At 61.1% G+C, this 25,236-nt stretch carries 19 protein-coding genes; 10 read left to right on the top strand and 9 right to left on the bottom strand.

The annotated features are described in order from the left end of the window. Window positions 1–372, top strand: a 372-nt coding sequence (locus ACQKP2_RS24780) for a kinase/pyrophosphorylase (protein WP_427580289.1), incomplete at its 5' end; no start/stop codon positions are given. Between the two features lie 95 nt (window positions 373–467). Here the strand turns inward: ACQKP2_RS24780 and prpD are convergent. From prpD to ACQKP2_RS24750, 6 genes are all read right to left on the bottom strand, one after another. Continuing rightward, window positions 468–1,952: a 2-methylcitrate dehydratase gene (prpD, locus tag ACQKP2_RS24775; protein ID WP_427580292.1), complete on the bottom strand. Its 1,485-nt coding sequence runs from the start codon at window positions 1,950–1,952 to the stop codon at window positions 468–470. A 199-nt stretch (window positions 1,953–2,151) separates the two neighbouring features. Then, on the bottom strand, window positions 2,152–3,354 hold the full coding sequence (prpF, locus tag ACQKP2_RS24770; RefSeq protein ID WP_427580288.1) for a 2-methylaconitate cis-trans isomerase PrpF: 1,203 nt from the start codon (window positions 3,352–3,354) through the stop codon (window positions 2,152–2,154). 64 nt (window positions 3,355–3,418) lie between these two features. Beyond that, on the bottom strand, window positions 3,419–6,013 hold the full coding sequence (gene acnD, locus ACQKP2_RS24765) for a Fe/S-dependent 2-methylisocitrate dehydratase AcnD (RefSeq protein WP_427580286.1): 2,595 nt from the start codon (window positions 6,011–6,013) through the stop codon (window positions 3,419–3,421). A 188-nt stretch (window positions 6,014–6,201) separates the two neighbouring features. Then, window positions 6,202–7,329, bottom strand: coding sequence for a bifunctional 2-methylcitrate synthase/citrate synthase (gene prpC, locus ACQKP2_RS24760; RefSeq protein ID WP_427580284.1), 1,128 nt, complete (start codon window positions 7,327–7,329; stop codon window positions 6,202–6,204). A 153-nt stretch (window positions 7,330–7,482) separates the two neighbouring features. Continuing rightward, entirely contained in the window at window positions 7,483–8,376 is an 894-nt protein-coding gene (gene prpB, locus ACQKP2_RS24755; RefSeq protein WP_427580282.1) for a methylisocitrate lyase, read from the bottom strand. Next, window positions 8,373–9,095: a GntR family transcriptional regulator gene (locus ACQKP2_RS24750; protein WP_427580280.1), complete on the bottom strand. Its 723-nt coding sequence runs from the start codon at window positions 9,093–9,095 to the stop codon at window positions 8,373–8,375. Before ACQKP2_RS24750 ends, prpB begins: the two co-directional genes overlap by 4 nt. 298 nt (window positions 9,096–9,393) lie before the next feature. Between ACQKP2_RS24750 and ACQKP2_RS24745 the strand changes: the two genes are divergently transcribed. The 4 genes from ACQKP2_RS24745 (at window position 9,394) to pabB (ending at window position 14,104) form a co-directional block, all read left to right on the top strand. Then, a complete protein-coding gene (locus ACQKP2_RS24745; RefSeq protein WP_427580278.1) occupies window positions 9,394–9,930 on the top strand; it encodes an ATP-dependent zinc protease family protein in 537 nt (178 codons plus the stop codon). A 5-nt stretch (window positions 9,931–9,935) separates the two neighbouring features. Next, entirely contained in the window at window positions 9,936–11,471 is a 1,536-nt protein-coding gene (locus ACQKP2_RS24740; protein WP_427580277.1) for an inactive transglutaminase family protein, read from the top strand. After that, window positions 11,471–12,457: an alpha-L-glutamate ligase-like protein gene (locus ACQKP2_RS24735; RefSeq protein ID WP_427580275.1), complete on the top strand. Its 987-nt coding sequence runs from the start codon at window positions 11,471–11,473 to the stop codon at window positions 12,455–12,457. Before ACQKP2_RS24740 ends, ACQKP2_RS24735 begins: the two co-directional genes overlap by 1 nt. 309 nt (window positions 12,458–12,766) lie before the next feature. Next, window positions 12,767–14,104 (top strand): aminodeoxychorismate synthase component I, encoded by a 1,338-nt coding sequence (gene pabB, locus ACQKP2_RS24730; protein ID WP_427580273.1) that lies wholly within the window; start codon window positions 12,767–12,769, stop codon window positions 14,102–14,104. Window positions 14,105–14,185: 81 nt separating this feature from the next. Here the strand turns inward: pabB and thrH are convergent, their stop codons facing one another. Continuing rightward, complete coding sequence (thrH, locus tag ACQKP2_RS24725) at window positions 14,186–14,803, bottom strand: bifunctional phosphoserine phosphatase/homoserine phosphotransferase ThrH (protein WP_427580271.1); 618 nt, start codon at window positions 14,801–14,803, stop codon at window positions 14,186–14,188. 163 nt (window positions 14,804–14,966) lie between these two features. Between thrH and ACQKP2_RS24720 the strand changes: the two genes are divergently transcribed. The 3 genes from ACQKP2_RS24720 (at window position 14,967) to ACQKP2_RS24710 (ending at window position 18,587) form a co-directional block, all read left to right on the top strand. After that, on the top strand, window positions 14,967–15,701 hold the full coding sequence (locus ACQKP2_RS24720; protein WP_427580269.1) for a phosphoadenylyl-sulfate reductase: 735 nt from the start codon (window positions 14,967–14,969) through the stop codon (window positions 15,699–15,701). A 561-nt stretch (window positions 15,702–16,262) separates the two neighbouring features. After that, on the top strand, window positions 16,263–17,804 hold the full coding sequence (locus ACQKP2_RS24715; RefSeq protein WP_427580267.1) for an NCS1 family nucleobase:cation symporter-1: 1,542 nt from the start codon (window positions 16,263–16,265) through the stop codon (window positions 17,802–17,804). Between the two features lie 54 nt (window positions 17,805–17,858). Next, a complete protein-coding gene (locus ACQKP2_RS24710) occupies window positions 17,859–18,587 on the top strand; it encodes an aspartate/glutamate racemase family protein (RefSeq protein WP_427580265.1) in 729 nt (242 codons plus the stop codon). A gap of 130 nt (window positions 18,588–18,717) precedes the next feature. On the opposite strand, the gene ACQKP2_RS24705 is transcribed toward ACQKP2_RS24710, so the two are convergent. Continuing rightward, window positions 18,718–19,641 carry a LysR substrate-binding domain-containing protein gene (locus ACQKP2_RS24705; RefSeq protein WP_427580290.1) on the bottom strand — a complete coding sequence of 308 codons (924 nt, stop codon included), beginning with the start codon at window positions 19,639–19,641 and terminating at the stop codon, window positions 18,718–18,720. A 124-nt stretch (window positions 19,642–19,765) separates the two neighbouring features. Between ACQKP2_RS24705 and ACQKP2_RS24700 the strand changes: the two genes are divergently transcribed. Continuing rightward, window positions 19,766–20,512, top strand: coding sequence for a 3-oxoacyl-ACP reductase family protein (locus tag ACQKP2_RS24700; protein ID WP_427580263.1), 747 nt, complete (start codon window positions 19,766–19,768; stop codon window positions 20,510–20,512). Between the two features lie 118 nt (window positions 20,513–20,630). On the opposite strand, the gene ACQKP2_RS24695 is transcribed toward ACQKP2_RS24700, so the two are convergent. Then, window positions 20,631–21,326 (bottom strand): HAD-IA family hydrolase, encoded by a 696-nt coding sequence (locus ACQKP2_RS24695; RefSeq protein ID WP_427580261.1) that lies wholly within the window; start codon window positions 21,324–21,326, stop codon window positions 20,631–20,633. Between the two features lie 245 nt (window positions 21,327–21,571). Between ACQKP2_RS24695 and ACQKP2_RS24690 the strand changes: the two genes are divergently transcribed. Beyond that, the coding region (locus tag ACQKP2_RS24690) for a DUF6531 domain-containing protein (protein WP_427580259.1) at window positions 21,572–25,236 on the top strand (3,665 nt) is incomplete at its 3' end.

The following is a 25,236-nucleotide window of genomic DNA, read 5'->3' as shown; positions in this document are numbered from 1 at the left end:
CAGCACATGGCTGTAGTTCGGGTGCCCGGCACAGATCGCTTCCAGCTGCGAAGCCAACTGTGGATCGCAACTGGCGCCGTTGAAGGTGCCCAGGTCGACATGGAGCGCCTGCAACTGCCAAACGCGCTGCGCGCCCACCAGCACAAGCTGTTCGGCCTGACCATCGACCCGGACCGTCTGACCGCGATCCGCAACGAGCGCAAACCCAACAGCCGCTATTCGAGTTACGCCCAGTGCGAATTCGAAGTGCGCGAAGTGGAAAACCTGTTCCGTCGCGAAAACATCCCGCACATCAACTCCACACATTTTTCCGTGGAAGAAATCTCCGCGAAAATCCTTGTGGAGAAAGGCGTGGAGCGGCGCTTCAAATAATCCTGCGGCGCCTTCGCGGGCGAGCCTCACGCCTACGGATAAATACCGATTCCGTAGGAGCGAGGCTTGCCCGCGAACAACGATAACCCGGTCCTCTAGACAACAAACAAATCCATAAACCGGTTTACCGGCGTGGCCTCAAGCCGCGCCTGATCCTTGCACAAGGCAAAGATCGCCTCGCTACGCTGACTGGTGAATCGTGTCAGCAGGTTCGCCCTGAACTTGTCCTCCAGCAATGGAATGCCTTCGGCCCGGCGCCGCCGATGTCCAATCGGGTACTCCACTTCCACGTTCCCGGTGCTGGACCCGTCCTTGAAAAATACCTGTACCGCATTGGCGATGGAGCGTTTGTCAGCCTCCAGGTACTCCCGGGTGTAGCGCGGTTCTTCAACGATGATCATTTTGTCGCGCAACTCATCGATGATCGGATGCGCCTTGTGGAAATCGTCTTCGTAGTGCTCGGCCACCAGATTGCCAAAGGCCAGCGGCACCGCGGTCATGTACTGGATGCAATGATCGCGGTCGGCGGCATTGGCCAGCGGGCCGACCTTGGAAATGATACGGATCGCCGATTCATGGGTGGTGATGACGATCCGGTCTATGTCGTGCAGGCGATCACGCACCTGCGGGTGCAGGATGACCGCCGCTTCGCAAGCGGTCTGCGCGTGGAACTCGGCGGGAAAACTGATTTTGAACAGCACGTTTTCCATCACATAACAGCCGTAGGGCCGCGAGAGGCTGAAAACGCGTCTTTCTGCGGGTTTGAGCGCCAGATCTTGGTTGGTATGACTGAACAACACGTCATAGAAACCCCACTGTCTGGCGCTCAGTACACCGGGAATACCCATTTCACCGCGCATCGCAATATCCGCCAGGCGCACGCCACGGCTGGAGGCATCGCCCGCCGCCCAGGATTTGCGTGAGCCGGCATTCGGTGCATGACGGTAGGTACGCAATGCCTGCCCGTCAGCGAAGGCATGAGACAGCGCCGACAGCAATTGCTCGCGATTGGCGCCCATCAGTCTGGCAGTGACGGCGGTCGAGGCGACCTTCACCAGAATGACGTGGTCGAGGCCCACGCGGTTGAACGAGTTTTCCAGGGCGATCACGCCTTGTATCTCGTGGGCCATGATCATGGCTTCGAGCACTGCCCTGATGGTCAGCGGCGTATCGCCATTGGCCAGGTGTTTTTGCGACAGGTGGTCGGCTACCGCGAGTATGCCGCCAAGGTTGTCCGACGGATGCCCCCACTCGGCGGCAAGCCAGGTGTCGTTGTAATCGAGCCAGCGCACGATGCAGCCGATATCCCACGCAGCCTTGACCGGGTCCAGCCGAAAGGAGGTGCCGGGCACGCGAGCGCCGCAGGGTACGACGGTGCCTTCGACCAGCGGCCCCAGGTGCTTGATGCATTCGGGAAAACGCAGCGCCAGCAGGCCGCAGCCCAAGGTGTCGATCAAGCAGTTGCGCGCTGTATTCAGCGCCTCTTCGGACTCAATCTTGAAATTGAGGACGTAATCGGCAATGTCCTGCAGAACCTGGTCATAGTCCGGGCGATTGTTCAGATCAACGTTGGCGCTCATGTTCGATTCACTCATCCGGTGTTTCGTTGATGGGACCTCGGTTCAGGGCAATCTCAGTCAATGACGATTCTTGTTATCAAAATACAGTTACCTGTGGGAGCGAGCCTGCTCGCGATAGCTATGTAACTGGCGACATTGATGTTGAATGTCAGTCCGTCATCGCGAGCGGGCTCGCTCCCACATGGGCTCAGCGTCAGAGTTAGAACGAGTCGCCCGGCACGCGAACGTAGCCTTCCATCAACACCCGCGCACTACGGCTCATGATGGCCTTGTTCACGGTCCACTCGCCATCGACCTGACTGGCTTCGGCGCCCACGCGCAAGGTGCCGGACGGATGGCCGAAACGCACCGCGTTGCGCTCGACACCGCCGGCCGCGAGGTTCACCAGGGTGCCGGAAATCGCAGCCGCCGTGCCGATGGCCACTGCGGCCGTGCCCATCATCGCGTGGTGCAGCTTGCCCATCGACAACGCGCGTACCAGCAGATCGACATCCCCCGCCGCAATCGCCTTGCCGCTGGATGCCACGTAGTCTGCCGGTTTGGCGACGAATGCCACTTTCGGCGTGTGCTGGCGTTTGGCGGCTTCGTCGACATTGGCGATCAGGCCCATGCGCAACGCGCCATAAGCACGGATGGTTTCGAACATCTGCAGAGCTTTCGGATCGCTGTTGATCGCGCTCTGCAATTCGGTGCCCTTGTAGCCGATGTCTTCAGCATTGACGAAAATCGTCGGGATACCCGCATTGATCATGGTGGCCTTGAACGTCCCGACGCCCGGCACTTCCAGATCGTCGATCAGGTTGCCGGTGGGGAACATCGAACCGCCCGCGCCCTCTTCCTCTGCCGCAGGGTCGAGGAACTCAAGTTGCACTTCGGCAGCCGGAAAGGTCACGCCATCGAGTTCGAAGTCGCCGGTTTCCTGCACTTCACCGTTGGTGATCGGCACGTGGGCAATGATGGTCTTGCCGATATTGGCCTGCCACACACGAACCACCGCGACACCGTTGTGCGGGATGCGACTGGCATCCACCAGGCCATTGCTGACGGCGAACGAGCCCACCGCCGCCGAGAGGTTGCCGCAGTTACCGCTCCAATCGACGAAAGGCTTGTCGATGGAGACCTGACCGAACAGGTAATCGACATCGTGATCGGCCTTGATGCTTTTGGACAGGATCACGGTCTTGCTGGTGCTGGAGGTCGCGCCGCCCATGCCGTCGATCTGTTTGTCGTACGGGTCGGGGCTGCCGATCACGCGCAGCAGCAAAGCGTCGCGCGCCGGGCCAGGAACCTGGGCCGCTTCGGGCAGATCCTTCAGACTGAAGAACACGCCTTTGCTGGTGCCGCCGCGCATGTAGGTGGCGGGTATCCTTATTTGCTTTGGAAACGTAGCTGCGTGAGCCATGGTGCTCGTTACTCCTTCTATAAACAGACACGGGACGCTAAGTCCCGTGTCGGTGCAGCTTGTGTTAGACGGCAACCGCCGATTCTTCGAGGAAGTCCTGGGCGAAGCGCTGCAACACGCCGCCGGCCTCGTAGATCGACACTTCTTCGGCGGTGTCGAGGCGGCAGGTCACCGGCACGTCGACGCGTTCGCCATTCTTGCGGTGGATCACCAGCGTCAGTTCGGCACGCGGCGTGCGATCACCGATCACGTCGTAGGTTTCGCTGCCGTCGATGGCCAGTGTGTGACGGTTGGTGCCCGGCTTGAACTCCAGCGGCAATACGCCCATGCCCACCAGGTTGGTGCGGTGGATGCGTTCGAAACCTTCGGCGGCGATCGCTTCCACCCCGGCCAGGCGCACGCCCTTGGCCGCCCAGTCGCGGGACGAACCCTGACCGTAGTCGGCACCGGCGATGATGATCAGCGGCTGCTTGCGATCCATGTAGGTTTCAATCGCTTCCCACATGCGCATCACTTTGCCTTCCGGCTCGACACGGGCCAGCGAGCCCTGCTTGACCTTGCCGTTTTCCTGAACCATTTCGTTGAACAGTTTCGGGTTGGCAAAGGTCGCGCGCTGCGCGGTCAGGTGGTCACCGCGGTGGGTTGCGTAAGAGTTGAAGTCCTCTTCCGGCAGGCCCATTTTCGCCAGGTATTCGCCGGCGGCGCTGTCCATCATGATCGCGTTCGATGGCGACAGATGGTCAGTGGTGATGTTGTCCGGCAGTACCGCCAGCGGGCGCATGCCCTTGAGCGCACGCGCCCCGGCCAGCGCGCCTTCCCAGTACGGCGGACGACGGATGTAGGTGCTCATCTCGCGCCATTCATACAGTGGCGCGACTTTCGGACCGTTGTCCTCGTGAATGGCGAACATCGGAATGTACACCTGACGGAACTGCTCCGGCTTCACGGATGCCTTGACCACCGCATCGACTTCTTCGTCGCTCGGCCAGATGTCCTTCAGGCGAATTTCCTTGCCGTCGACCACACCCAACACATCTTTCTCGATGTCGAAACGGATGGTGCCAGCAATGGCATAGGCGACCACCAGTGGCGGCGAAGCGAGGAACGCCTGCTTGGCATACGGGTGAATACGGCCGTCGAAGTTACGGTTACCCGACAGCACCGCCGTGGCATACAAGTCACGGTCGATGATCTCCTGCTGGATCACCGGGTCCAGCGCACCGGACATGCCGTTGCACGTGGTGCAGGCGAACGCGACGACGCCGAAACCCAGTTGCTCCAACTCGTCGGTCAACCCGGCTTCGTCGAGGTACAGCGCCACGGTTTTCGAGCCCGGCGCCAGGGACGACTTGACCCACGGCTTGCGGGTCAGGCCGAGCTTGTTGGCGTTACGCGCCAGCAGGCCGGCGGCGATCACATTGCGCGGGTTACTGGTGTTGGTGCAGCTGGTGATGGCTGCGATGATCACTGCGCCGTCGGGCATCTGGCCCGGGACGTCCTGCCACTGGCCGGCAATGCCCTTGGCCGCCAGGTCCGACACCGCTACGCGGGCGTGCGGGTTGCTCGGGCCGGCCATGTTGCGCACGACCGAGGACAGGTCGAAGGTCAGGCCACGCTCGTATTGCGCGCCTTTGAGGCTGTCGGCCCACAGGCCGATCTGCTTGGCATAGTTCTCGACCAGTTGTACCTGCTCGTCGTCGCGACCGGTGAGCTTGAGGTAGTCGATGGTCTGCTGGTCGATGTAGAACATCGCCGCGGTGGCGCCGTATTCAGGGGCCATGTTGGAAATGGTCGCACGGTCACCCAGGGTCAGCGCGGAAGCGCCTTCGCCGAAGAACTCCAGCCAGGCACCGACCACTTTTTGCTTGCGCAGGAATTCGGTCAATGCCAGCACCATATCGGTGGCAGTGATACCCGGTTGCAGCTTGCCGGTGAGTTCGACACCGACGCTTTCCGGCAGACGCATCCAGGAGGCGCGACCAAGCATCACGCTCTCGGCTTCCAGGCCACCGACACCGATGGCGATCACGCCCAGGGCATCGACGTGAGGGGTGTGGCTGTCGGTGCCGACGCAGGTATCAGGGAACGCCACACCGTCACGGACCTGGATCACCGGAGACATTTTCTCCAGGTTGATCTGGTGCATGATGCCGTTGCCGGGCGGGATCACGTCGACGTTCTTGAACGCCTTTTTGGTCCAGTTGATGAAGTGGAAACGGTCTTCGTTGCGGCGATCCTCGATGGCGCGGTTCTTCTCGAACGCCTCGGGATCGAAGCCGCCACGCTCGACGGCCAGGGAGTGGTCGACGATCAGTTGCGTCGGCACCACCGGGTTCACTTGCGCAGGATCACCGCCCTGACTGGCGATGGCGTCACGCAGGCCGGCGAGGTCCACCAGCGCGGTCTGGCCGAGGATGTCGTGGCACACCACGCGCGCCGGGAACCACGGAAAATCGAGGTCGCGCTTGCGCTCGATAAATTGCTTCAGGGATTCGGTGAGCGTGGCCGGGTCGCAGCGACGCACAAGGTTTTCCGCCAGCACGCGGGAGGTGTACGGCAGGGTGTCGTAGGCGCCTGGCGCAATGGCCTCGACCGCCGCGCGGACGTCGAAGTAATCCAGTGTGCTGCCAGGCAGCGATTTGCGGAATTCAGTGTTCATCGGTCAGGACTCGGTCACGGTAATTACAAAAGGTGGGGCCAGGCGTGTTCTGAAATCGACACCATCCCCTGTAGGAGCGAGCATGCTCGCGAGGGTGGACGCCACACCGCGGGCATCGGGTCCCCCGCGTTATCGTTGACGTCCATCGCGAGCTTGCTCGCTCCTACAGGGGCAACAGCCCCAACCGGTCAGCGTTGTTCGATTGGCACGAACTTGCGCTGTTCGACGCCTGTGTACTCGGCGCTCGGGCGAATGATGCGGTTGTTGGCGCGTTGTTCGTACACGTGGGCGGCCCAGCCGGTCAGGCGCGAGCAGACGAAAATCGGTGTGAACAACTTGGTCGGGATACCCATGAAGTGGTACGCCGAGGCATGGTAGAAATCGGCGTTCGGGAACAGTTTCTTCTGCTCCCACATGGTCTTGTCGATGGCTTCGGAAACCGGGAACAACACCTTGTCGCCCACTTCGTCAGCCAGTTTCTTCGACCAACCCTTGATCACCTCGTTGCGCGGATCGCTGTCCTTATAGATCGCGTGGCCGAAGCCCATGATCTTGTCCTTGCGCTCCAGCATGCCGAGGGTGCCCTTGATCGCCTCTTCCGGCGACGAGAAACGCTCGATCATTTCCATCGCCGCTTCGTTGGCGCCGCCGTGCAACGGGCCGCGCAGCGAACCGATGGCTGCGGTGACGCAGGAGAACAGGTCGGACAGGGTCGAGGCACAGACCCGCGCGGTGAAGGTCGAGGCGTTGAACTCGTGCTCGGCGTAGAGGATCAGCGAGACGTTCATCACCTTGACGTGCAATTCGCTTGGCTTCTTGCCATGCAGCAGGTGCAGGAAGTGGCCACCGATGGACGGCTCGTCGCTCACGCAGTCGATGCGTTTGCCTTCGTGGCTGAAGCGATACCAGTAGGTCATGATCGCCGGGAACGCCGCCAGCAGGCGGTCGGTCTTGTCGCGCTGCTCGGAGAAGTCGTTCTCCGGCTCGAGGTTGCCCAGGAACGAGCAACCGGTGCGCATCACGTCCATCGGGTGAGCATCGGCAGGGATGCGCTCCAGCACTTCCTTCAGCGCTTGCGGCAGGTCGCGCAGCTTGCTCAGCTTGCCGATGTAGGCCGCCAGTTGCGCTTTGCTTGGCAGTTCGCCGTACAGCAGCAGGTAAGCGACTTCTTCGAATTGGGCGTCTGCCGCCAATTCGCGAACGTCATAGCCGCGGTAGGTCAGCCCCGCGCCCGACTGGCCCACGGTGGACAGTGCGGTTTGTCCGGCAACCTGGCCACGGAGCCCGGCGCCACTGAGTACTTTTGCTTCGGCCATTGCTGTCTCCAGTCTTCTTGAATTTGTCAGAGATTTTTCGCCCCTGTAGGAGCGAGCATGCTCGCGAGGGTGGACGCTGCACCGCGGGGTATCAGGCATCCCGCGTTATCGTTGACGTCCATCGCGAGCGTGCTCGCTCCTACAGGGTTTGGTTCAACCTTTCTTTTGGGCAAACAACGCATCGAGCTTCTGCTCGAAGGTGTGATAGTCGATGCGATCGTAAAGCTCCATGCGAGTCTGCATGGTGTCGATGACGTTCTGCTGCGTGCCGTCGCGACGGATGGCGGTGTAGACGTTTTCCGCCGCCTTGTTCATGGCGCGGAACGCCGACAGCGGGTACAGCACCAGCGACACATCGGCGCCAGCGAGCTGTTCGGTGGTGTACAGCGGCGTCGCGCCGAATTCGGTGATGTTGGCCAGGATCGGCGCTTTCACGCGATTGGCGAACAGCTTGTACATGTCCAGTTCGGTGATGGCTTCCGGGAACACCATGTCGGCGCCGGCCTCGATGCACGCGGCAGCGCGGTCCAGGGCGGACTCCAGGCCTTCTACCGCCAGGGCGTCGGTACGGGCCATGATCACGAAGCTGTCATCGGTACGGGCATCGACGGCGGCCTTGATGCGATCGACCATTTCCTGCTGCGAGACGATTTCTTTATTAGGACGGTGACCGCAACGCTTGGCGCCGACCTGGTCTTCGATGTGGATCGCCGCTGCGCCGAACTTGATCATCGACTTCACGGTGCGGGCAACGTTGAACGCCGAGGAACCGAAACCGGTGTCCACGTCCACCAACAGCGGCAGGTCGCAGACGTCGGTGATACGGCGCACGTCGGTCAGCACGTCATCCAGACCGGTGATGCCCAGATCCGGGATGCCGAGGGAACCGGCCGCCACACCGCCACCGGAGAGGTAGATCGCCTTGAAACCGGCACGCTTGGCCAGCAGGGCATGGTTGGCGTTGATCGCACCAACCACTTGCAATGGATGCTCGCTGGCGACCGCATCGCGGAAACGCTGGCCTGGAGTGCTCTTGTTGGAACTCATGACTCACCTCGTTCAGTGGCTGTCGGATTGGCTCCGTCCTGATAGTGACGGGCAATGTTGCGTTTGGATGCGCCGATGTGACGGCGCATCAACAACTCGGCCAATTCACCGTCACGGTCGGCGATGGCATCGAGAATTCGGTGGTGCTCGGCAAAAGCCTGGTGCGGGCGATTGGGCGTGGTGGAAAACTGGATGCGGTACATGCGCACCAGTTGATACAGCTCGCCACAAAGCATCTGCGTCAGGGTACGGTTGCCGCTGCCCTGAATGATCCGGTAGTGGAAATCGAAATCGCCTTCCTGCTGGTAATAGCCCCGACCGGCCTGAAACGCCTCATCGCGCTCGTGGGTTTCCAGGACCTGGCGCAGCTCATCGATTTCTTCGACGGTCATGCGCTCGGCCGCCAGACGACAGGCCATGCCCTCGAGGGACTCGCGGATTTCGTAGAGCTCCAGCAGTTCGGCATGGTTGAGCGACACCACGCGGGCCCCGACATGCGGCACACGCACCAGCAGGCGCTGGCCCTCCAGGCGGTGGATGGCCTCGCGCAGCGGTCCGCGGCTGATGCCATAGGTGCGGGCCAGCTCCGGCTCGGAGATTTTGCTGCCAGGCGCGATATCACCCTTGACGATGGCCGCCTGAATGCGCCGGAAGACATTCTCGGAAAGCGTTTCCGAATCGTCCTGGGCAGTGAGCGGTTGATCGGGTTGGCTCAACATATTGTCGACACCTTTAAAGTCAGTGCCGCAAAAGCTAACGAAAACAGCGGAACCAGTCAAAGGAAAAAAAGAAATTGTCGACAATCGTCTAATAACCGGCTGCACCATAACGAAACAGCCTGTCTATTGGCGGTGGTCCGTCAGCGCTGGCGCCATAAAACCACCGTGATAGAATGCCGCCCGCATTTGTTGTCACATCTGCACTGCCTGTCACAAATTGCTGATAGGCCTACGAAGGAGCTTGCGCAGCAATGCCAGGGTCTTGAATCGAAGTACAGACCGCTGCGCACCAGGATTTATGAGACTCAAGCCCTTCCCTGCATACCTTTGCTTTCTTTGCCTGCCGAGCCTGGCAGTGGCGGGGGAAAAGACCGTGTACGGCCTCAATGAATATGCCTCGCTGGGCGGCATCGACCTGGAAGTGGCCGCCAAACTCGATACCGGGGCGAAAACGGCTTCGTTGAGCGCCCGCGACATCAAACGTTTCAAACGCAATGGTGAATCCTGGGTGCGCTTCTATCTGGCCATCGATGCGGCTCACTCGCACCCGATCGAACGACCGCTGGCCCGTGTCAGCAAGATCAAGCGCCGGGCCGGCGACTACGACCCGGAGGAAGGCAAGAAGTACACTGCCCGTCCGGTGATCGAACTGGATATCTGCATGGGCTCGGCCTTGCGCACCATCGAAGTCAACCTGACCGACCGTAGCGCCTTCCAGTTTCCGCTCCTGATCGGCTCCGAAGCGCTCAAACGCTTCGATGCGCTGGTCGACCCCAGTCTTAAATATGCTGCCGGCAAACCTGCCTGCACCACTGACGCTCATTCCGCAGAGTAATTTCAATGCGCTCTCTTACCCTTCATCTGAAAATGCTGATCGCCATCCTGGTGGTGGTGGGCATTTCAGTCACGGCCTATCAGATTTTCGTGCTGGGCATTCCCGTGACCGAGGACGCCACCGACGACTTGTGGAACATCGACGCCAAGGTCGAGTTCGTCGCCAACGCCAAAGACCCGGTCAAGATCCAGATGTTCGTGCCGCCGTTGAGCCGCGACTACGTCAGCCTCAACGAAAGCTTTATTTCCAATAACTACGGCGTGGCCGTGAACCGGGTCGACGGCAACCGCAAGGTCACCTGGTCGGCACGTCGAGCCAAGGGCAACCAGACCCTTTACTACCGCCTGGTGCTGACCAAGCGCTACACCGCGGAAAAAGCAAAGGTCAAAGGCCCCACGTTCCGTGACAGCATTGCCATCGAAGGCCCGGAAAAACTGGCCGCAGAAGCCTTGCTCGCACCCATCCGCCAGCATTCGGCCGATGTCGAGACCTTCATCGGCGAGACGATCAAACGTGTCAACAATGTCAACGACGACAACGTGAAACTGCTGCTGGCCGGCGATCCGTCCACCGTGCAGAAGGCCAGGATCGTCGAACTGGTGCTGTCCATTGCCCACGTACCGGTGGAAAAGGTCCACACCATTCGCCTGGTGGCCGATCAACCGCAAACCCCGGAACTCTGGTTGCGCAGTTTCAACGGCACCGACTGGCTGTACTTCAATCCGGAGACCGGTGAACAGGGCCTGCCCACCGACCGCCTGCTGTGGTGGACCGGTGATGAAAACCTGATCACCGTCGATGGCGGCAAGAAAGCCACCGTCACTTTCAGCATGAACAACAGCGAAATGAACGCCATTCGCCTGGCCAAGCTGACCGACGAAAATACCGACGCCAATTTCCTCTCCTACTCGCTGTACGGTTTGCCGCTGCAAACCCAGCAAACCTTCATGATCATGGTGATGATCCCGATCGGAGTGCTGGTAATTCTGATCCTGCGCAACCTGATCGGCATCCAGACCCTGGGCACCTTTACGCCGGTGCTGATTGCCCTGGCCTTCCGCGAAACCCAGCTGGGCTTCGGCATCGTGCTGTTCACGATCATCACCGCCCTGGGGCTGTCACTGCGCTCCTACCTCGAACACTTGAAGCTGCAAATGTTGCCGAGGCTGTCCGTGGTGTTGACGTTCGTGGTGGTTCTGATCGCAGCCATCAGTCTGTTCAGCCATAAACTGGGCCTTGAGCGTGGGTTGTCGGTCGCATTGTTCCCGATGGTCATCCTGACCATGACCATCGAACGCCTGTCGATCACCTGGGAAGAGCGCGGCGCCGGCCATGCGATGAAAGTCGCCATCGGCACACTGTTCGCCGCGTCCCTGGCGCACCTGATCATGACCGTGCCGGAGCTGGTGTACTTCGTGTTCACCTTCCCCGCGATCCTGCTCATTCTGGTGGGCTTCATGCTGGCCATGGGGCGTTATCGCGGCTATCGCCTGACCGAACTGGTGCGTTTCAAGGCCTTCCTGAAGAAGGCTGAAGCCTGATGTTCGGCTTCTGGAAAACCTGGAAGGCCCTGGAAGCCCGGGGCATCATGGGGATCAATCGGCGCAACGCCGATTACGTGCTCAAGTACAACAAGCGCAGCCTGTATCCGATCGTCGATGACAAGATCATCACCAAGGAACGCGCCATCGCCGCCGGCATCCACGTGCCAGAGATGTATGGCGTGATCTCCACCGAGAAGGAAATCGACAACCTCGAAGAGATCATCGGCGGGCGCAGTGACTTCGTGATCAAACCGGCACAAGGTGCCGGCGGTGATGGCATCCTGGTGATTGCCGACCGGTTCGAAGGCCAATATCGCTCGGTGTCCGGCAGGCTCATCAGCCATGAGGAAATCGAGCATCAGATTTCCAGCATCCTGACCGGCCTTTACTCCCTGGGCGGACACCGCGACCGCGCCTTGATCGAATACCGCGTGATTCCCGACCAGATCTTCAAGAGCATCAGCTATGAAGGCGTGCCGGACATTCGCATCATTGTCTTGCTGGGCTACCCGGTCATGGCCATGCTGCGCTTGCCGACCCGCCAGTCCAACGGCAAGGCCAACCTGCACCAGGGCGCCATAGGCGTCGGCGTCGACCTGGCCACCGGCCTGACCCTGCGCGGCACCTGGCTGAACAGAATCATCAACAAACACCCGGACACCACCAACGCGGTGGACGGCGTGCAACTGCCCTACTGGGACGGCTTCATGAAACTCGCCGCCGGTTGCTACGAGCTATGCGGGCTGGGTTACATCGGTGTCGACATGGTGCTCGACCAGGAAAAAGGCCCGCTGATCCTTGAACTCAATGCACGTCCTGGCCTGAACATTCAGATCGCCAACGATTGCGGCCTGACCCACCGCGCCCATGCGGTCGAGGCGCGAATGGAAGAACTCAAAGCGCGTGGCGTGACGGAAACCGTCGAAGAGCGCGTGGCGTTCGTGCAGGAAATGTTCGGGCACATTCCCCCGGTCGAGGGCTGAGCCGGCACCGATTCGCTTCGTTCGCCGTAGGAGCCAGGCTTGCCGGCGAAGTCCGGTTCGCGGGCAAGCCTCGCTCCTACAGGATGTGATGATCGTTCCCACGCTCCGCGTGGGAATGCAGCTCGGGACGCTCCGCGTCCCAAAAGCGGACGCAGAGCGTCCATTGAGGCATTCCCACGCAGAGCGTGGGAACGATCAACTGACCGTCACCAAGGATCTCAATCTGCCAATCCCCGACATCCCTCTAGGAGCAATTCCCGGAGGGGACTACAATCGCCCCCCCGCCTCGATGGCTGATCTACCCCGCCCATGCCGACCTGTTCCGTACACCCGCTGCCCTATCGCACAAACCCCGCCGAGTATTTCGCGGCCATTTGTCATGCCCCCGGCGCCGTGCTGCTCGACAGCGGTCGCCCCAGCGCCGAGCGCGGGCGTTTTGACCTGCTCAGCGCCTGGCCACTGGAGCAACTGACAGTCGCGCCCGATGAAAGCGGCGAGCACTTTCTGCAACGCCTTCGTGACAACCTGACACGACTCGGGCATGCGAGTGTTGAACGTGACCTGCCGTTCGCCGGTGGTCTGATCGGCTACTTGAGCTACGACTTCGGCCGTCATCTGGAAAGCCTGCCCAGCCAGGCCCTGGATGACCTGCAATTGCCGGATGCGCGTTTCGGCCTGTACGACTGGGCGCTGATCAGCGATCACCAGCAGGCCACCAGCCAACTGGTGTTTCACCCGACGCTGGCCGACAGCGAGCGCGAGCGCCTGATCCAGCTGTTCAGCCAGCCGGCCGGCGAAGCGCTTGAGTCCTTCAAATTGCAAGCGCCCATGAAAGCCGACCTGGACGCGGATCAGTATCGCCATGCAATCGAACGCATTGAGCAGTACATCCAGGCCGGTGACTGCTATCAGGTCAACTTCGCCCAGCGTTTCCGCGCGCCTTGCCAGGGGGACCCCTGGACGGCGTATGGCGCGCTGCGACAGGCGTGCCCGACACCGTTCTCCGGCTTTCTACGCCTGCCTGACGGTGGTGCGGTGCTGAGTCTGTCACCGGAACGTTTCGTCAAAGTCAGCCAGCGCCACGTGGAAACCCGCCCGATCAAGGGCACACGTCCGCGCGGACTGACACCTACCGAAGATGCGGCGAACGCCGCCGAGTTGCTGGCCAGCCCGAAGGATCGCGCAGAGAACCTGATGATTGTCGACCTGCTGCGCAATGACCTTGGCCGCACTTGTCGCACAGGCACGGTCCGGGTCCCGGAATTGTTCAGCCTGGAAAGCTACCCCAACGTTCACCACCTGGTCAGCAGCGTGAGCGGCGAACTGGCGGATGATCGCGACGCACTGGACCTGATCGCCGGCAGTTTTCCCGGCGGCTCGATCACCGGCGCCCCGAAGATCCGGTCGATGCAGATCATCGACGAGCTGGAGCCGACTCGACGGGGTTTGTATTGCGGTTCATTGCTGTATCTGGACGTGCGCGGCGAAATGGACAGCTCCATCGCCATTCGCAGTTTGCTGGTCAAGGATGGACAGGTGTGTTGCTGGGGCGGCGGCGGGATCGTCGCCGATTCCGAGTGGCAGGCCGAATATCAGGAATCGATCACCAAGGTGAAGGTGCTGCTCGATACCCTGCAAAACCTCTAAATGCTTCGCGGGCAAGCCTCGCTCCTACAGGTTAACGCCTGTAGGAGCGAGGCTTGCCCGCGAAAGCGCCAGAACAGACGACTACAGGCTCAAGGTACGGTTGGACGCCTTGATGAATTCCTGCTTCAGCGCGTCAAAGCTGTGCACCGCCGGGAACTGCGGGAACTCGCGGATCACGTTATCCGGTGCATGGAACAGGATCCCCGCATCCGCCTCACCCAGCATGGTGGTGTCGTTGTAGGAATCCCCGGCGGCAATCACGCGATAGTAGAGGCTCTTGAACGCCAATACCGACTGGCGCTTGGGATCTTTCTGACGCAGCTGATAGCCCGTCACCCGCCCGGTCTCGTCGGTAATCAGGCGATGGCAGAGCAAGGTCGGGAAACCCAGCTGGCGCATCAACGGCTGGGAAAACTCGTAGAAGGTGTCCGACAGAATCACCACCTGAAAACGCTCGCGCAGCCAATCGACGAATTCGGCCGCACCGTCCAGTGGCTTGAGCGTGGCGATCACTTCCTGGATATCGGCGAGTTTCAACCCATGTTCGTCGAGAATCCGCAGGCGCTGCTTCATCAGCACGTCGTAGTCGGGAATGTCCCGAGTGGTGGCCCTGAGGGATTCGATCCCGGTTTTTTCGGCAAATGCGATCCAGATTTCCGGAACCAGCACACCTTCAAGATCCAGACAGGCAATTTCCACGAGACACTCCCCTTTGTATTGTTTATTGAGTCGAGCGAGCCCGAACTCTATCGACTCCACCCCTACGGCGCAACGCAGAGGACGCCCCGGTCGGCACAGCTTTTTGTTACCATCGGCCCCATATAGAGCGCCCAGCGCCACCGACCTATAGGAAGCCGCCCTGATGAGCCCAACGTTCGACGTCGTGGAACTCGCCACGACCTATGCCAACAAATCCGCACAAGACATCCTGAAGCTCGCCTTCGCCGAGTTCGGCGAAGACCTGTGGATATCTTTCAGCGGCGCCGAGGATGTGGTGCTGGTAGACATGGCCTGGAAGCTGAACAAGAACGTCAAGGTATTCAGCCTGGACACCGGCCGCTTGCATCCCGAGACCTACCGTTTCATCGATCAGGTGCGCGAGCACTACAAGATCGACATTGAACTGGTGTCGCCGGACTACACGAAACTCGAACCGTTCGTGAAGGAAAAAGGCCTGTTCAGTTTCTACAAGGACGGTCATGGCGAATGCTGCGGCATCCGCAAGATCGAGCCGCTGCGCCGCAAGCTTTCCGGCGTCAAGGCCTGGGCCACCGGCCAGCGTCGCGACCAGAGCCCCGGCACCCGCAGCGCCGTCGCGGTGATGGAAATCGACACCGCGTTCTCCACGCCGGAGCGCACCCTGTACAAGTTCAACCCGTTGGCGCAGATGACCAGCGAAGAAATCTGGGGTTACATCCGCATGCTGGAACTGCCGTACAACAGCCTGCACGAACGCGGCTTCATCAGCATCGGTTGCGAGCCCTGCACTCGCCCGGTGCTGCCGAACCAGCACGAACGCGAAGGCCGCTGGTGGTGGGAAGAAGCCACGCAGAAAGAATGCGGGCTACATGCCGGGAACATCATCAGTAAGTCCTGATACCCCGGCTTCTGTAGGAGCGAGCAAGCTCGCGATAAGCGCCAGAACACCGCGGGGCGTCAGGTTTTCCTCGTCATCGTTGACGACCATCGCGAGCATGCTCGCTCCTACAGGCCTCATCGAAAATGTGTACACACAAATGTCACCATAGGTGCCATTTATGTGTGCACTTTTTGTTTGTACGCCCCCAAAAGTTACATTTCCTCGCCTGAGCCCGCCTTCAGCGCCTGCTCGAAAACCGCCTGAAAAATAAATACCTGTTCAAGCGGTCAATTTATATTTCCTATTTTTCAGTGACTTGGCGAAACGCCATAACCAAACGAAATGAGCAGCGCCTTTCATAGATCCCTCCGATGGCATGGATCTCGCTTAAGTGCATACATGTTTTGTATACAATAAAATCAAAACATACAGACACTTTAGATCCGCAAGCCTGAAGCGCCCTATCCCGTACAGGCTGCAGATGCCCCGTAACCAATGATATTCGCCACCTGCGACGAAGATTGCCGAGCCAACGCTCATGCACAGTCATCGCCGGTCGAGCATCAGGAGCCTGCCGGAATGCGTACAAGTCTCTCCAATAACAACGTTGCGCTGGATCTACCCGCCCCTCCTTCCACCCACCCCGCTTTCGATCCCCCCCTTCAACCCCCTGTCGTACTCAGCCCCCGACTGCACAACAAGGACCTGGCCCCTACCAAGGCTGAGGGGCGGCGCTGGGGCCAGTACAGCATCTTTGCCCTGTGGACCAACGACGTTCACAACATCGCCAACTACTCCTTCGCCATCGGCTTGTATGCCTTGGGCCTGGGCGGCTGGCAGATTCTGCTGTCACTGGGAATCGGCGCGGCACTGGTGTATGGCTTCATGAACCTGTCCGGCTACATGGGCCAGAAGACCGGCGTGCCGTTTCCGGTCATCAGCCGAATCAGTTTCGGGATTCATGGCGCGCAAATTCCGGCCTTGATCCGTGCCGTGATCGCCATCGCCTGGTTCGGGATTCAGACCTACCTGGCTTCGGTGGTATTTCGTGTCTTGCTGACGGCCATCCACCCCGCTTTCGCCGACTATGACCACGATTCCATTCTCGGGTTGTCGACACTTGGCTGGGTGTGTTTTGTGGCGATCTGGTTCGTGCAATTGGCGATCCTCGCCTATGGCATGGAGATGGTACGGCGCTACGAAGCGTTCGCCGGGCCGGTGATTCTGCTGACCGTCGCCGCCCTCGCCACCTGGATGTACTTTCAGGCCAACGCCACCATCGCCTGGTCGATCCGCGAGCCGCTGACCGGTGGCGAGATGTGGCGCAATATTTTTGCCGGCGGCGCATTGTGGTTGGCGATCTATGGCACCCTGATCCTGAATTTTTGTGATTTCGCGCGTTCTTCACCGAGCCGCAAAACCATCAGGATCGGAAATTTCTGGGGCCTGCCGGTGAACATTCTGGTGTTCGCCACCATCACTGTCCTGCTGTGCGGCGCGCAATTTCAGATCAATGGCCAGATCATCGAAAGCCCGACACAAATCATCGCTTCGATTCCCAACACCTTCTTTCTGGTACTCGGTTGCCTGGCGTTTCTGATCGTCACAGTGGCCGTCAACATCATGGCCAATTTTGTCGCACCCGCCTTCGTGCTCAGCAACCTGGCCCCCAGGTACCTGACATTCCGTCGCGCAGGGTTGATCAGCGCAACCATCGCCGTGCTGATCCTGCCCTGGAACCTCTACAACAGCCCGCTGGTGATCGTGTACTTCCTCTCGGGCCTGGGCGCCCTGCTCGGACCGCTGTATGGCGTGATCATGGTCGACTACTGGCTTGTACGAAAAGGTCAGGTCAACGTGCCGCAGTTGTACAGCGAAGACCCGAACGGCGCTTATTACTACAGCCATGGCGTCAATCTGCGCGCATTGGCGGCGTTCATTCCCGCAGCCTTGATCGCCATCGTCCTGGCGCTGGTGCCCGGTTTCCACCTGGTCTCGCCATTCTCCTGGCTGATCGGCGCCGGGATTGCCGGAATGCTGTACCTGATCATCGCCAAACGCCAACCCTATTACGCCGATGTCAGCGGTGAATCCATCGCCGTCGACAACGTCAGCCATTAAACCCGGCGCGGCCCGCCCGTGTCGGGCCGCGCCCCTGCGAATCAAGGACTTCCCATGCGAATTCTCGTGGTCAACGTCAACACCACCGAATCCATCACCCAGGCCATCGCACGCTCGGCCCAGGCCGTGGCGGCTCCCGGTACCGAAATCGTCGGCCTGACGCCCCACTTCGGCGCCGACTCTGTCGAAGGCAACTTCGAAAGCTATCTGGCGGCCATTGCAGTGATGGACCGGGTGATGTCTTACGACCAGCCTTTCGATGCGGTGATCCAGGCCGGTTACGGCGAACATGGCCGCGAAGGCCTGCAAGAGCTGCTCAACGTGCCAGTGGTGGACATCACTGACGCGGCGGCCAGCACGGCCATGTTCCTGGGGCACGCTTACTCGGTGGTCACCACACTGGACCGCACCGTGCCGCTGATCGAAGATCGCCTCAAGCTGTCCGGCTTGTGGGATCGCTGTGCATCGGTACGGGCCAGCGGATTGGCGGTCCTGGAACTGGAACACGAACCTCAACGGGCATTGGAAGCCATCGTGCATCAGGCTGAACTGGCGGTGACCCAGGACAAGGCCGAAGTGATTTGCCTGGGTTGCGGCGGAATGGCCGGGCTGGATGAGCAGATTCGCCAACGCACCGGCGTACCGGTGGTCGATGGCGTCACGGCGGCAGTAACCATTGCCGAATCCCTGGTGCGCCTGGGGTTGTCGACCTCCAAAGTGCGCACCTACGCGACGCCGAGGACGAAACGCATCATTGGCTGGGCAGAGCGGTTTGCCCGCTAGACCGCGTTATCGTTCATCGCGAGCAGGCTCGCTCCCACAGCTTCCGTGTCGTTCGCACTTCCCCGGTACGACACAAAAACTGTGGGAGCGGGCTTGCCCGCGATGGTCACACCTCGGTATCAAACCCGTCTCAAACCGCACTGAACCTCTGCCCCAATTCCTGCGCGGCAAATTGCTCGATGATGTAGTCGACGAACGCCCGGGTCTTGCCCGGCAACAATTTGTGCTCGGCGTAGTAGATCGAGATATTGCCATCATCGACGTACCAGTCCGGCAGCACCCGCTGCAATGTTCCCGCCTCCAGATACCCCACGGCAAACGGCATGCTCACCAGTGCAATTCCCAGGCCCTGTACCGCCGTGGCGCAGGCTGCCTCCGAATCGCTCATGGTCATTTGCGCTTTCAAGACCAGCGGACTGTGTTGTCGATCGCGACGGGTCAACTGCCAGGAACGCACGCGACCGGTCTGCGGCGAGCGAATCAGGATGCCGTCGTGTTGTTTGAGGTCGTCGGGTTCGACGATGGCTCCACGGCTGGCGAGATAGTCGGCAGAAGCCACCAGCACGCGATGGGCCGGGGTCAGTCTGCGCGCAACCACGCCCTGGGGCAGTTCGAAACCACCGCCAATCGCGGCGTCGAAACCCTGACCGATCAGGTCGACTTGGCGGTTGTCGAAATGCCAGTCCGGATGGATGGCAGGATAGCGGCGCAGAAACTCCCCGAGCAGCGGCACGATGTAAAGACGCCCGAATACCGTGCCCATGCTGACCTTCAATGTCCCCGCCGGACGCCCCTGTGCGCTGGCCAGATTGGCCACGGCATTCTGAATGGTATGCAGGCTGGCGCTGACCTCACTCAAAAACAACTGGCCTGCCTCGGTAAGCGTCAGGTTACGGGTGCTGCGCTGGAACAGGCGCACACCCAGGCGCGCTTCCAGCTTGGCGACGCTTTTACCTACCGCCGCCGGCGTCAGGCTCAAGCGCCGCGCGGCCTCGGCAAAACTGCCGACTTCGGCGCTGCGTACGAAGCATTCGATACTGCTGAAGGTTTCCATAGGCATCACTATAAACTTTTGGTTTACACAGACTATCGCAAAGACTGTCTACTCCGTGTGCAACCGGCAATCGATACTAGGCTCCATCAACCGGGACATTCGCCTCGGAACTTTGGAGATCGATATGACTACTCAGAACCTCAGCGGCAAAGTGGCATTGATTCAAGGCGGTTCCCGCGGCATTGGCGCTGCCATCGTCAAACGTCTGGCCGCTGAAGGCGCTTCGGTTGCCTTTACTTATGTAAGCTCCGCCGCCAAGGCCCAGGCCCTGCAAGACAGCATTGTCGCCGAGGGCGGCAAAGCCCTGGCCATCAAGGCCGACAGCGCGGATGCCGAAGCCATCCGCAGTGCCGTGACCGCGACGGTGGAAACCTTCGGTCGTCTGGATATCCTGGTCAATAACGCCGGCGTGCTGGCCGTCGCCCCGCTGGAAGACTTCAAGTTGGAAGATTTCGACCAGACACTGGCCATCAACGTGCGCAGCGTCTTCATTGCCACTCAGGCCGCCGCCCGCCACATGACCGAAGGCGGCCGCATCATCAATATCGGCAGCACCAACGCTGACCGCATGCCCTTCGCCGGTGGTGGCCCATACGCCATGAGCAAGTCGGCGCTGGTCGGCCTGACCAAGGGTCTGGCCCGGGATCTGGGCCCCAAAGGCATCACCATCAACAACGTACAACCCGGCCCGGTCGATACCGACATGAACCCGGCCGAAGGTGACTTTGCCGATAGCCTGATTCCACTGATGGCCGTGGGGCGTTATGGCAAGGCCCAGGAAATCGCCAGTTTCGTTGCCTATCTCGCCAGTCCCGAGGCGGGTTACATCACCGGTGCAAGCCTGACCATCGACGGTGGCTTTGGCGCCTGACACATCCGACGCCAATCAAATGTGGGAGCGAGCCTGCTCGCGATTGCGTAGACCAGACAACATCGAAATTGTCTGATACATCGCCATCGCGAGCAGGCTCGCTCCCACCTGTTTATTGTCAGGTCCAGGCGAACGCCGGCAAGCCAAAGCTACGCGGATTGAAGGCCTTCAACGTACGAAGAATACCGTCGGCATGTGCGTATTTTTCATCGGCCATCGCAGCATCCGGAATCGCAATGGCCGTCATCCCCGCTGCTTTCGCCGCCGTGACACCAAAGGGTGAATCCTCGAACACCAGGCAATCCTGCGGCGCAACACCCAAGCGCCGCGCCGCCGTCAGGAAGATATCCGGTGCCGGTTTGGCCGCGCCGACTTGCGGATCGTCAGCGGTGACGATCGCGTCGAACAGTGCGAACCAGTCCCGGTGCAAGGTGGTTTTCTGAGCAAACGACTGGCTTGAGGAACTGGTCCCCACCGCGATGGGAATCCTGTTGTCCTTCAGATGCCGCACCAGCTCCCGAGCACCCGGCATGGCCTGAGCCGCCGGAAATCGCTCGCGCATCAGCGGCTCGCGGATCACCAGAAACTCCTCGGCCGTCATCGGCAACTCCAGTGCCTCGACCACGTAACGGGCCAGGTCAGCGGCACCACGACCGATGATGTTCTGCTTGATGTTCCAGTCGAATGTTCGCCCGAAACGCCCGGCGATGATGGACGTTACTTCGGTGTAAATGCCCTCGGTATCGAGCAGCAAGCCATCCATATCGAAAATCACGGCCTTGATCGGACCGAACTCATCCAGCACTGCACTCATCGCATCTGATCCGTTTTCAACTACGTCCCGGGGCTGTTCTGGCGCAACCACCACCGCGACGGATTAAAGGTTTCAGCAGCATAGCGAGCACATTTGGCACCGAGCAACCGGTAATCCCGCCCGCCTCTGAATGGATGTAGATGATTTAGCGAATCGCCCTACAACAAACACCTCCTTTCCCGACTTCTTTCTCGATTGATCCCCCGCAGAGTTTCGCGCCCCTTCTTCCAAGCGAAAAACTGCCCATGTTCGACCCCGACAAGCCGCTGGTCCTGAACAACATCATCGGCCTGTTGGTGCTCGCCGCGATGAATCCGGAACAACCGAACATCGAAGCACTGCTCGGCGATTTTCGTCTCTGTCTCAACGACTTTGACGCCTGGGCGCAGAACTACTGGATCGGCGCGGCACTGGATGTCGAACAGGTATTCAAGGTCGGCGACGACGTCCGCCTGACGGCATCGAAGAACATCACCACACCGCTCAGTTCAACGGTCGCCATGTGTCCCGCCAGCGGCCCGCTGACGCTGGTACACATGTTCGAAACCGCGCGCTTCGTGCCGATCGGCAACACGCCGGTCATGCTCGAACCGCTGATTGCCGAAGGGCCGGACGGGCCGGAGTTCGGCGAGCCGGTTCACCACACCATCGGCCCGAGCGGCATCCTGGAAATCCCCGATTGCTGGCGCGGCAATCGCTACCGCATCACCTTCTTTCCCAACGTCACCCGCGAACACATCAAGGCCCTCTACGCCTCCTATCAGGGCGTCCTTGGCGAACTGGAAGGCTGGCTGCGCGAGGAGTGGTCCAGCGAGTTCAAGGCGCAGTGGGAGGCATTCTCCGGCGCTGGTTTTCGCGAACGCTATAACCTGTTGCAACGCGCTGACTGGCGTGGATTCGGAAATGTCCTGCATAGCCTGTGGGATGACGTGAAGCAGGTCTATGCGTTGTTCGCTGATCTGCGGGCCAACAGCGCAAAACTCCTTGAATACCTGACCGAGATCGAACTTGAGGCGCTGCTGGACACTCCGGCAGAAGCCATCGCCAGCATCATGCTGATGTTGAGCGACGAGCCACTGATGTTCATTCATCTGGCCGCCTTCACCAGTTGGCTGCGGATGTTGCCGCCGCAGTACATCGCCGAAGTCGTGGCGCAAATTCGTACAGAGTTGCTGATCAGTTTCCTGCTGGTGCGTTTGACCGGTCCTGCGGGACTGAAGCTCAACATCAGCACAAAAGTGCTGGCAAGGATCAAATCGGGACATGCCCGACGCTGGTTGACGGCGGCAGGTCTGCGTCTGGCGCAATTGACCAGCCACTCGGACCTGACCGTTCATGCGAACGCTCTCAAACCCTTGATGGTCAGTGCCCGAAACACACCGCTCCAGCCCGCACCGGCGGTGCCCTTGCTGATCAGCAAGGCAGGGGCGGCGGATGTACGGGTGGACAATCCAGTCGCCATCGCTCGCAGCAAGACCAAGGCACAAACACGCCTGGCCCGACACGAACCCCACGACGACGCCCCGAAACCGGCAAAAAACCCCAACGGCGACAACGCCGAGCCCGCCGCCCGCACCGCCACCCACGGCTGCCCGGTGTCGCTGGTCACCGGCGAAGAACTGCTGACCCTCACCGACGGCGTGCTTGACGGCCTGTTGCCGTTCGAGTTCACCCGCCTGTACCGCACCAGCGCGGTCGAGATCGACAGCGGCCTGGGGTTTGGCTGGAGCCATTCGCTGAGCCAGCGCCTGGAGGTCGACGGCGACACGGTGACCTGGATCGATGCAGAAAACCGCCGCACGCCGTTTCCCTTGCCGAGCCGGGCACGCCCGGCGATCCACAACAGCCTGGCGCGGGCGGCGATTTACCTGGGTGATGAACCCGACGAACTGATCCTCGCCCTGGCCGGCGACGCGGCGCGCTTCCACCACTTTCGCGACGGCCGTCTGACGGCAATCAGCGACGCCTACGGCAATCGCCTGAGCGTGCAGCGCGATCTGCTCGGGCGCATCGAGCGCCTGGACAACCACGCCGGGCGCAGCCTGGGCCTGCGCTATCAGGGCCGGCAGCTGATCGCCGTCGACTACCAGTGCTACGAATCCCGCAACGACGGGCCCTATGCCTGGCGCACGGTGCAGACGCTGGTCAGCTACGGCTACGACGCCCGCGGGCGGCTGGTCGAGGCGCGCAATGCCGTCGGCGAGACCGAGCGCTACGACTACGACGAACAGCACGTCATCCTGCAACGGCAACTGGCCGGCGGCGCGAGTTTCTACTGGCAATGGCAACAGGCCGGCAAGGCCGCCCGCTGCATCCGCCACTGGGCCTCCTTTGCGCAGATGGACACGCGCTACACCTGGGGCGACGACGGCAGCGTGGTGCTGCGGCATGCCGACGGCAGCGAGGAAACCTACGTTCACGATACGCAGGCGCGGCTGGTGCGCCGGGTCGAGGCCGACGGTGGCGAACGGCAGCGGGCCTACGACGCCCAGGGCCGGCTGATCGCCGAGCAGGACGCGCTCGGCGCCGTCACCGAATACCGCTACGACGACCTCGGCCGGCTGATCGCGCTGATTCCGCCCGAGGACGAGCCAACCTCCTACGAATACCGCAACGGTTTCCTGCACGCGCGTTATCGCGGCCAGGCCAAGTGGACCTATCAGCGCAACGCCCAGGGCGACGTCACCTGGCTGATCGACCCCGACGGCCACAGCACCTACCACGAATACGACAAACAGGGCCGGCTGGTGCTGATCCGCCACCCGGACCAGAGCCTCCAGCATCTGCTCTGGAACCACCGCGGGCAACTGCTCGAAGACCGCCTGCCCAGCGGCGGCCGTCGGCGGTTTTCCTACGATGTGCAGGGACGCTTGCTGACCCGCGAGGATGAATTAGGCGCCATCACCTGCTACCAGTGGGACGCGCTGGGCCGTCTGCTGCGGCTCACCCAGCCCGACGGCAGCAGCCGCCATTTCAGCTACAACGCCTACGGCCAGATCACTGCCGAGCACGATGAACTGGAGCGCGTCACCCGCTACGAGTACGCCGACGACCTGCATCTCGTCAGCCGGCGCATCAACCCCGACGGCAGTGAGCTCAAGTACCGCTACGACCATGCCCGGCTGCTGCTCACCGCCATCGAGAACGAAGTCGGCGACACCTATCGGCTGGACTACACGCCGGGGGGGCTGATCCGCCAGGAGACCGGCTTCGACGGTCGACGCACGGCCTATGCCTACGACCTCAATGGCCGGTTGCTGGAAAAAACCGAGTTTGGTGATGACGGCTCGCAACTCATCACGGCCTACCAGCGCGACAGCGCCGGGCGCCTGCTGCGCAAGACCCTGCCCGATGGCATCGCGGTCGCCTACCGCTACGACCGCCTCGGCCGGCTGGTCGGCGTCGATGACGGCCAGGACCATCCGCTGGAGTTCGAGTACGACGCCCACGACCGCCTGATCACCGAGCACCAGGGCTGGGGCACGCTGCGCTATGGCTATGACGCCAGCGGCCAGCTCGAACACCTGCGCCTGCCGGACAACAACCGCCTGCACTACCAGCGCGCCAAGGGTGGCGGCCTGACGGCCATCGCCCTCAACGGCACGTGCCTGACCCGTCACCGTTTCGACGGCGGCCGCGAGCGCCTGCGCCAGCAGGGCCAACTGCTCAGCGAAATGGCCTACGACGAGCAGGGCCGTTTGCAGGCCCATGCCGTCAGCCAGTCACAGCGTGCGCTGTACCGCCGCGATTATGCCTACAGCGCCAACGGCAACCTCCTGCAGGTGGCCGACAGTCGCCACGGCCCGCGCCACTATCAGTACGACGCGCTCGACCGCCTGACCCGCGTGCGCCACGGCCGTGACCTGCCCGCGGAACACTTCAGCCACGACCCGGCCGGCAACCTGCTGAT

It is taken from the genome of Pseudomonas sp. NPDC089569, from assembly GCF_050280625.1.
GTDB lineage: Bacteria > Pseudomonadota > Gammaproteobacteria > Pseudomonadales > Pseudomonadaceae > Aquipseudomonas.
Note: the sequence above shows the minus strand (reverse complement) of the source record. Positions and strands in the feature narration are given on the sequence as shown.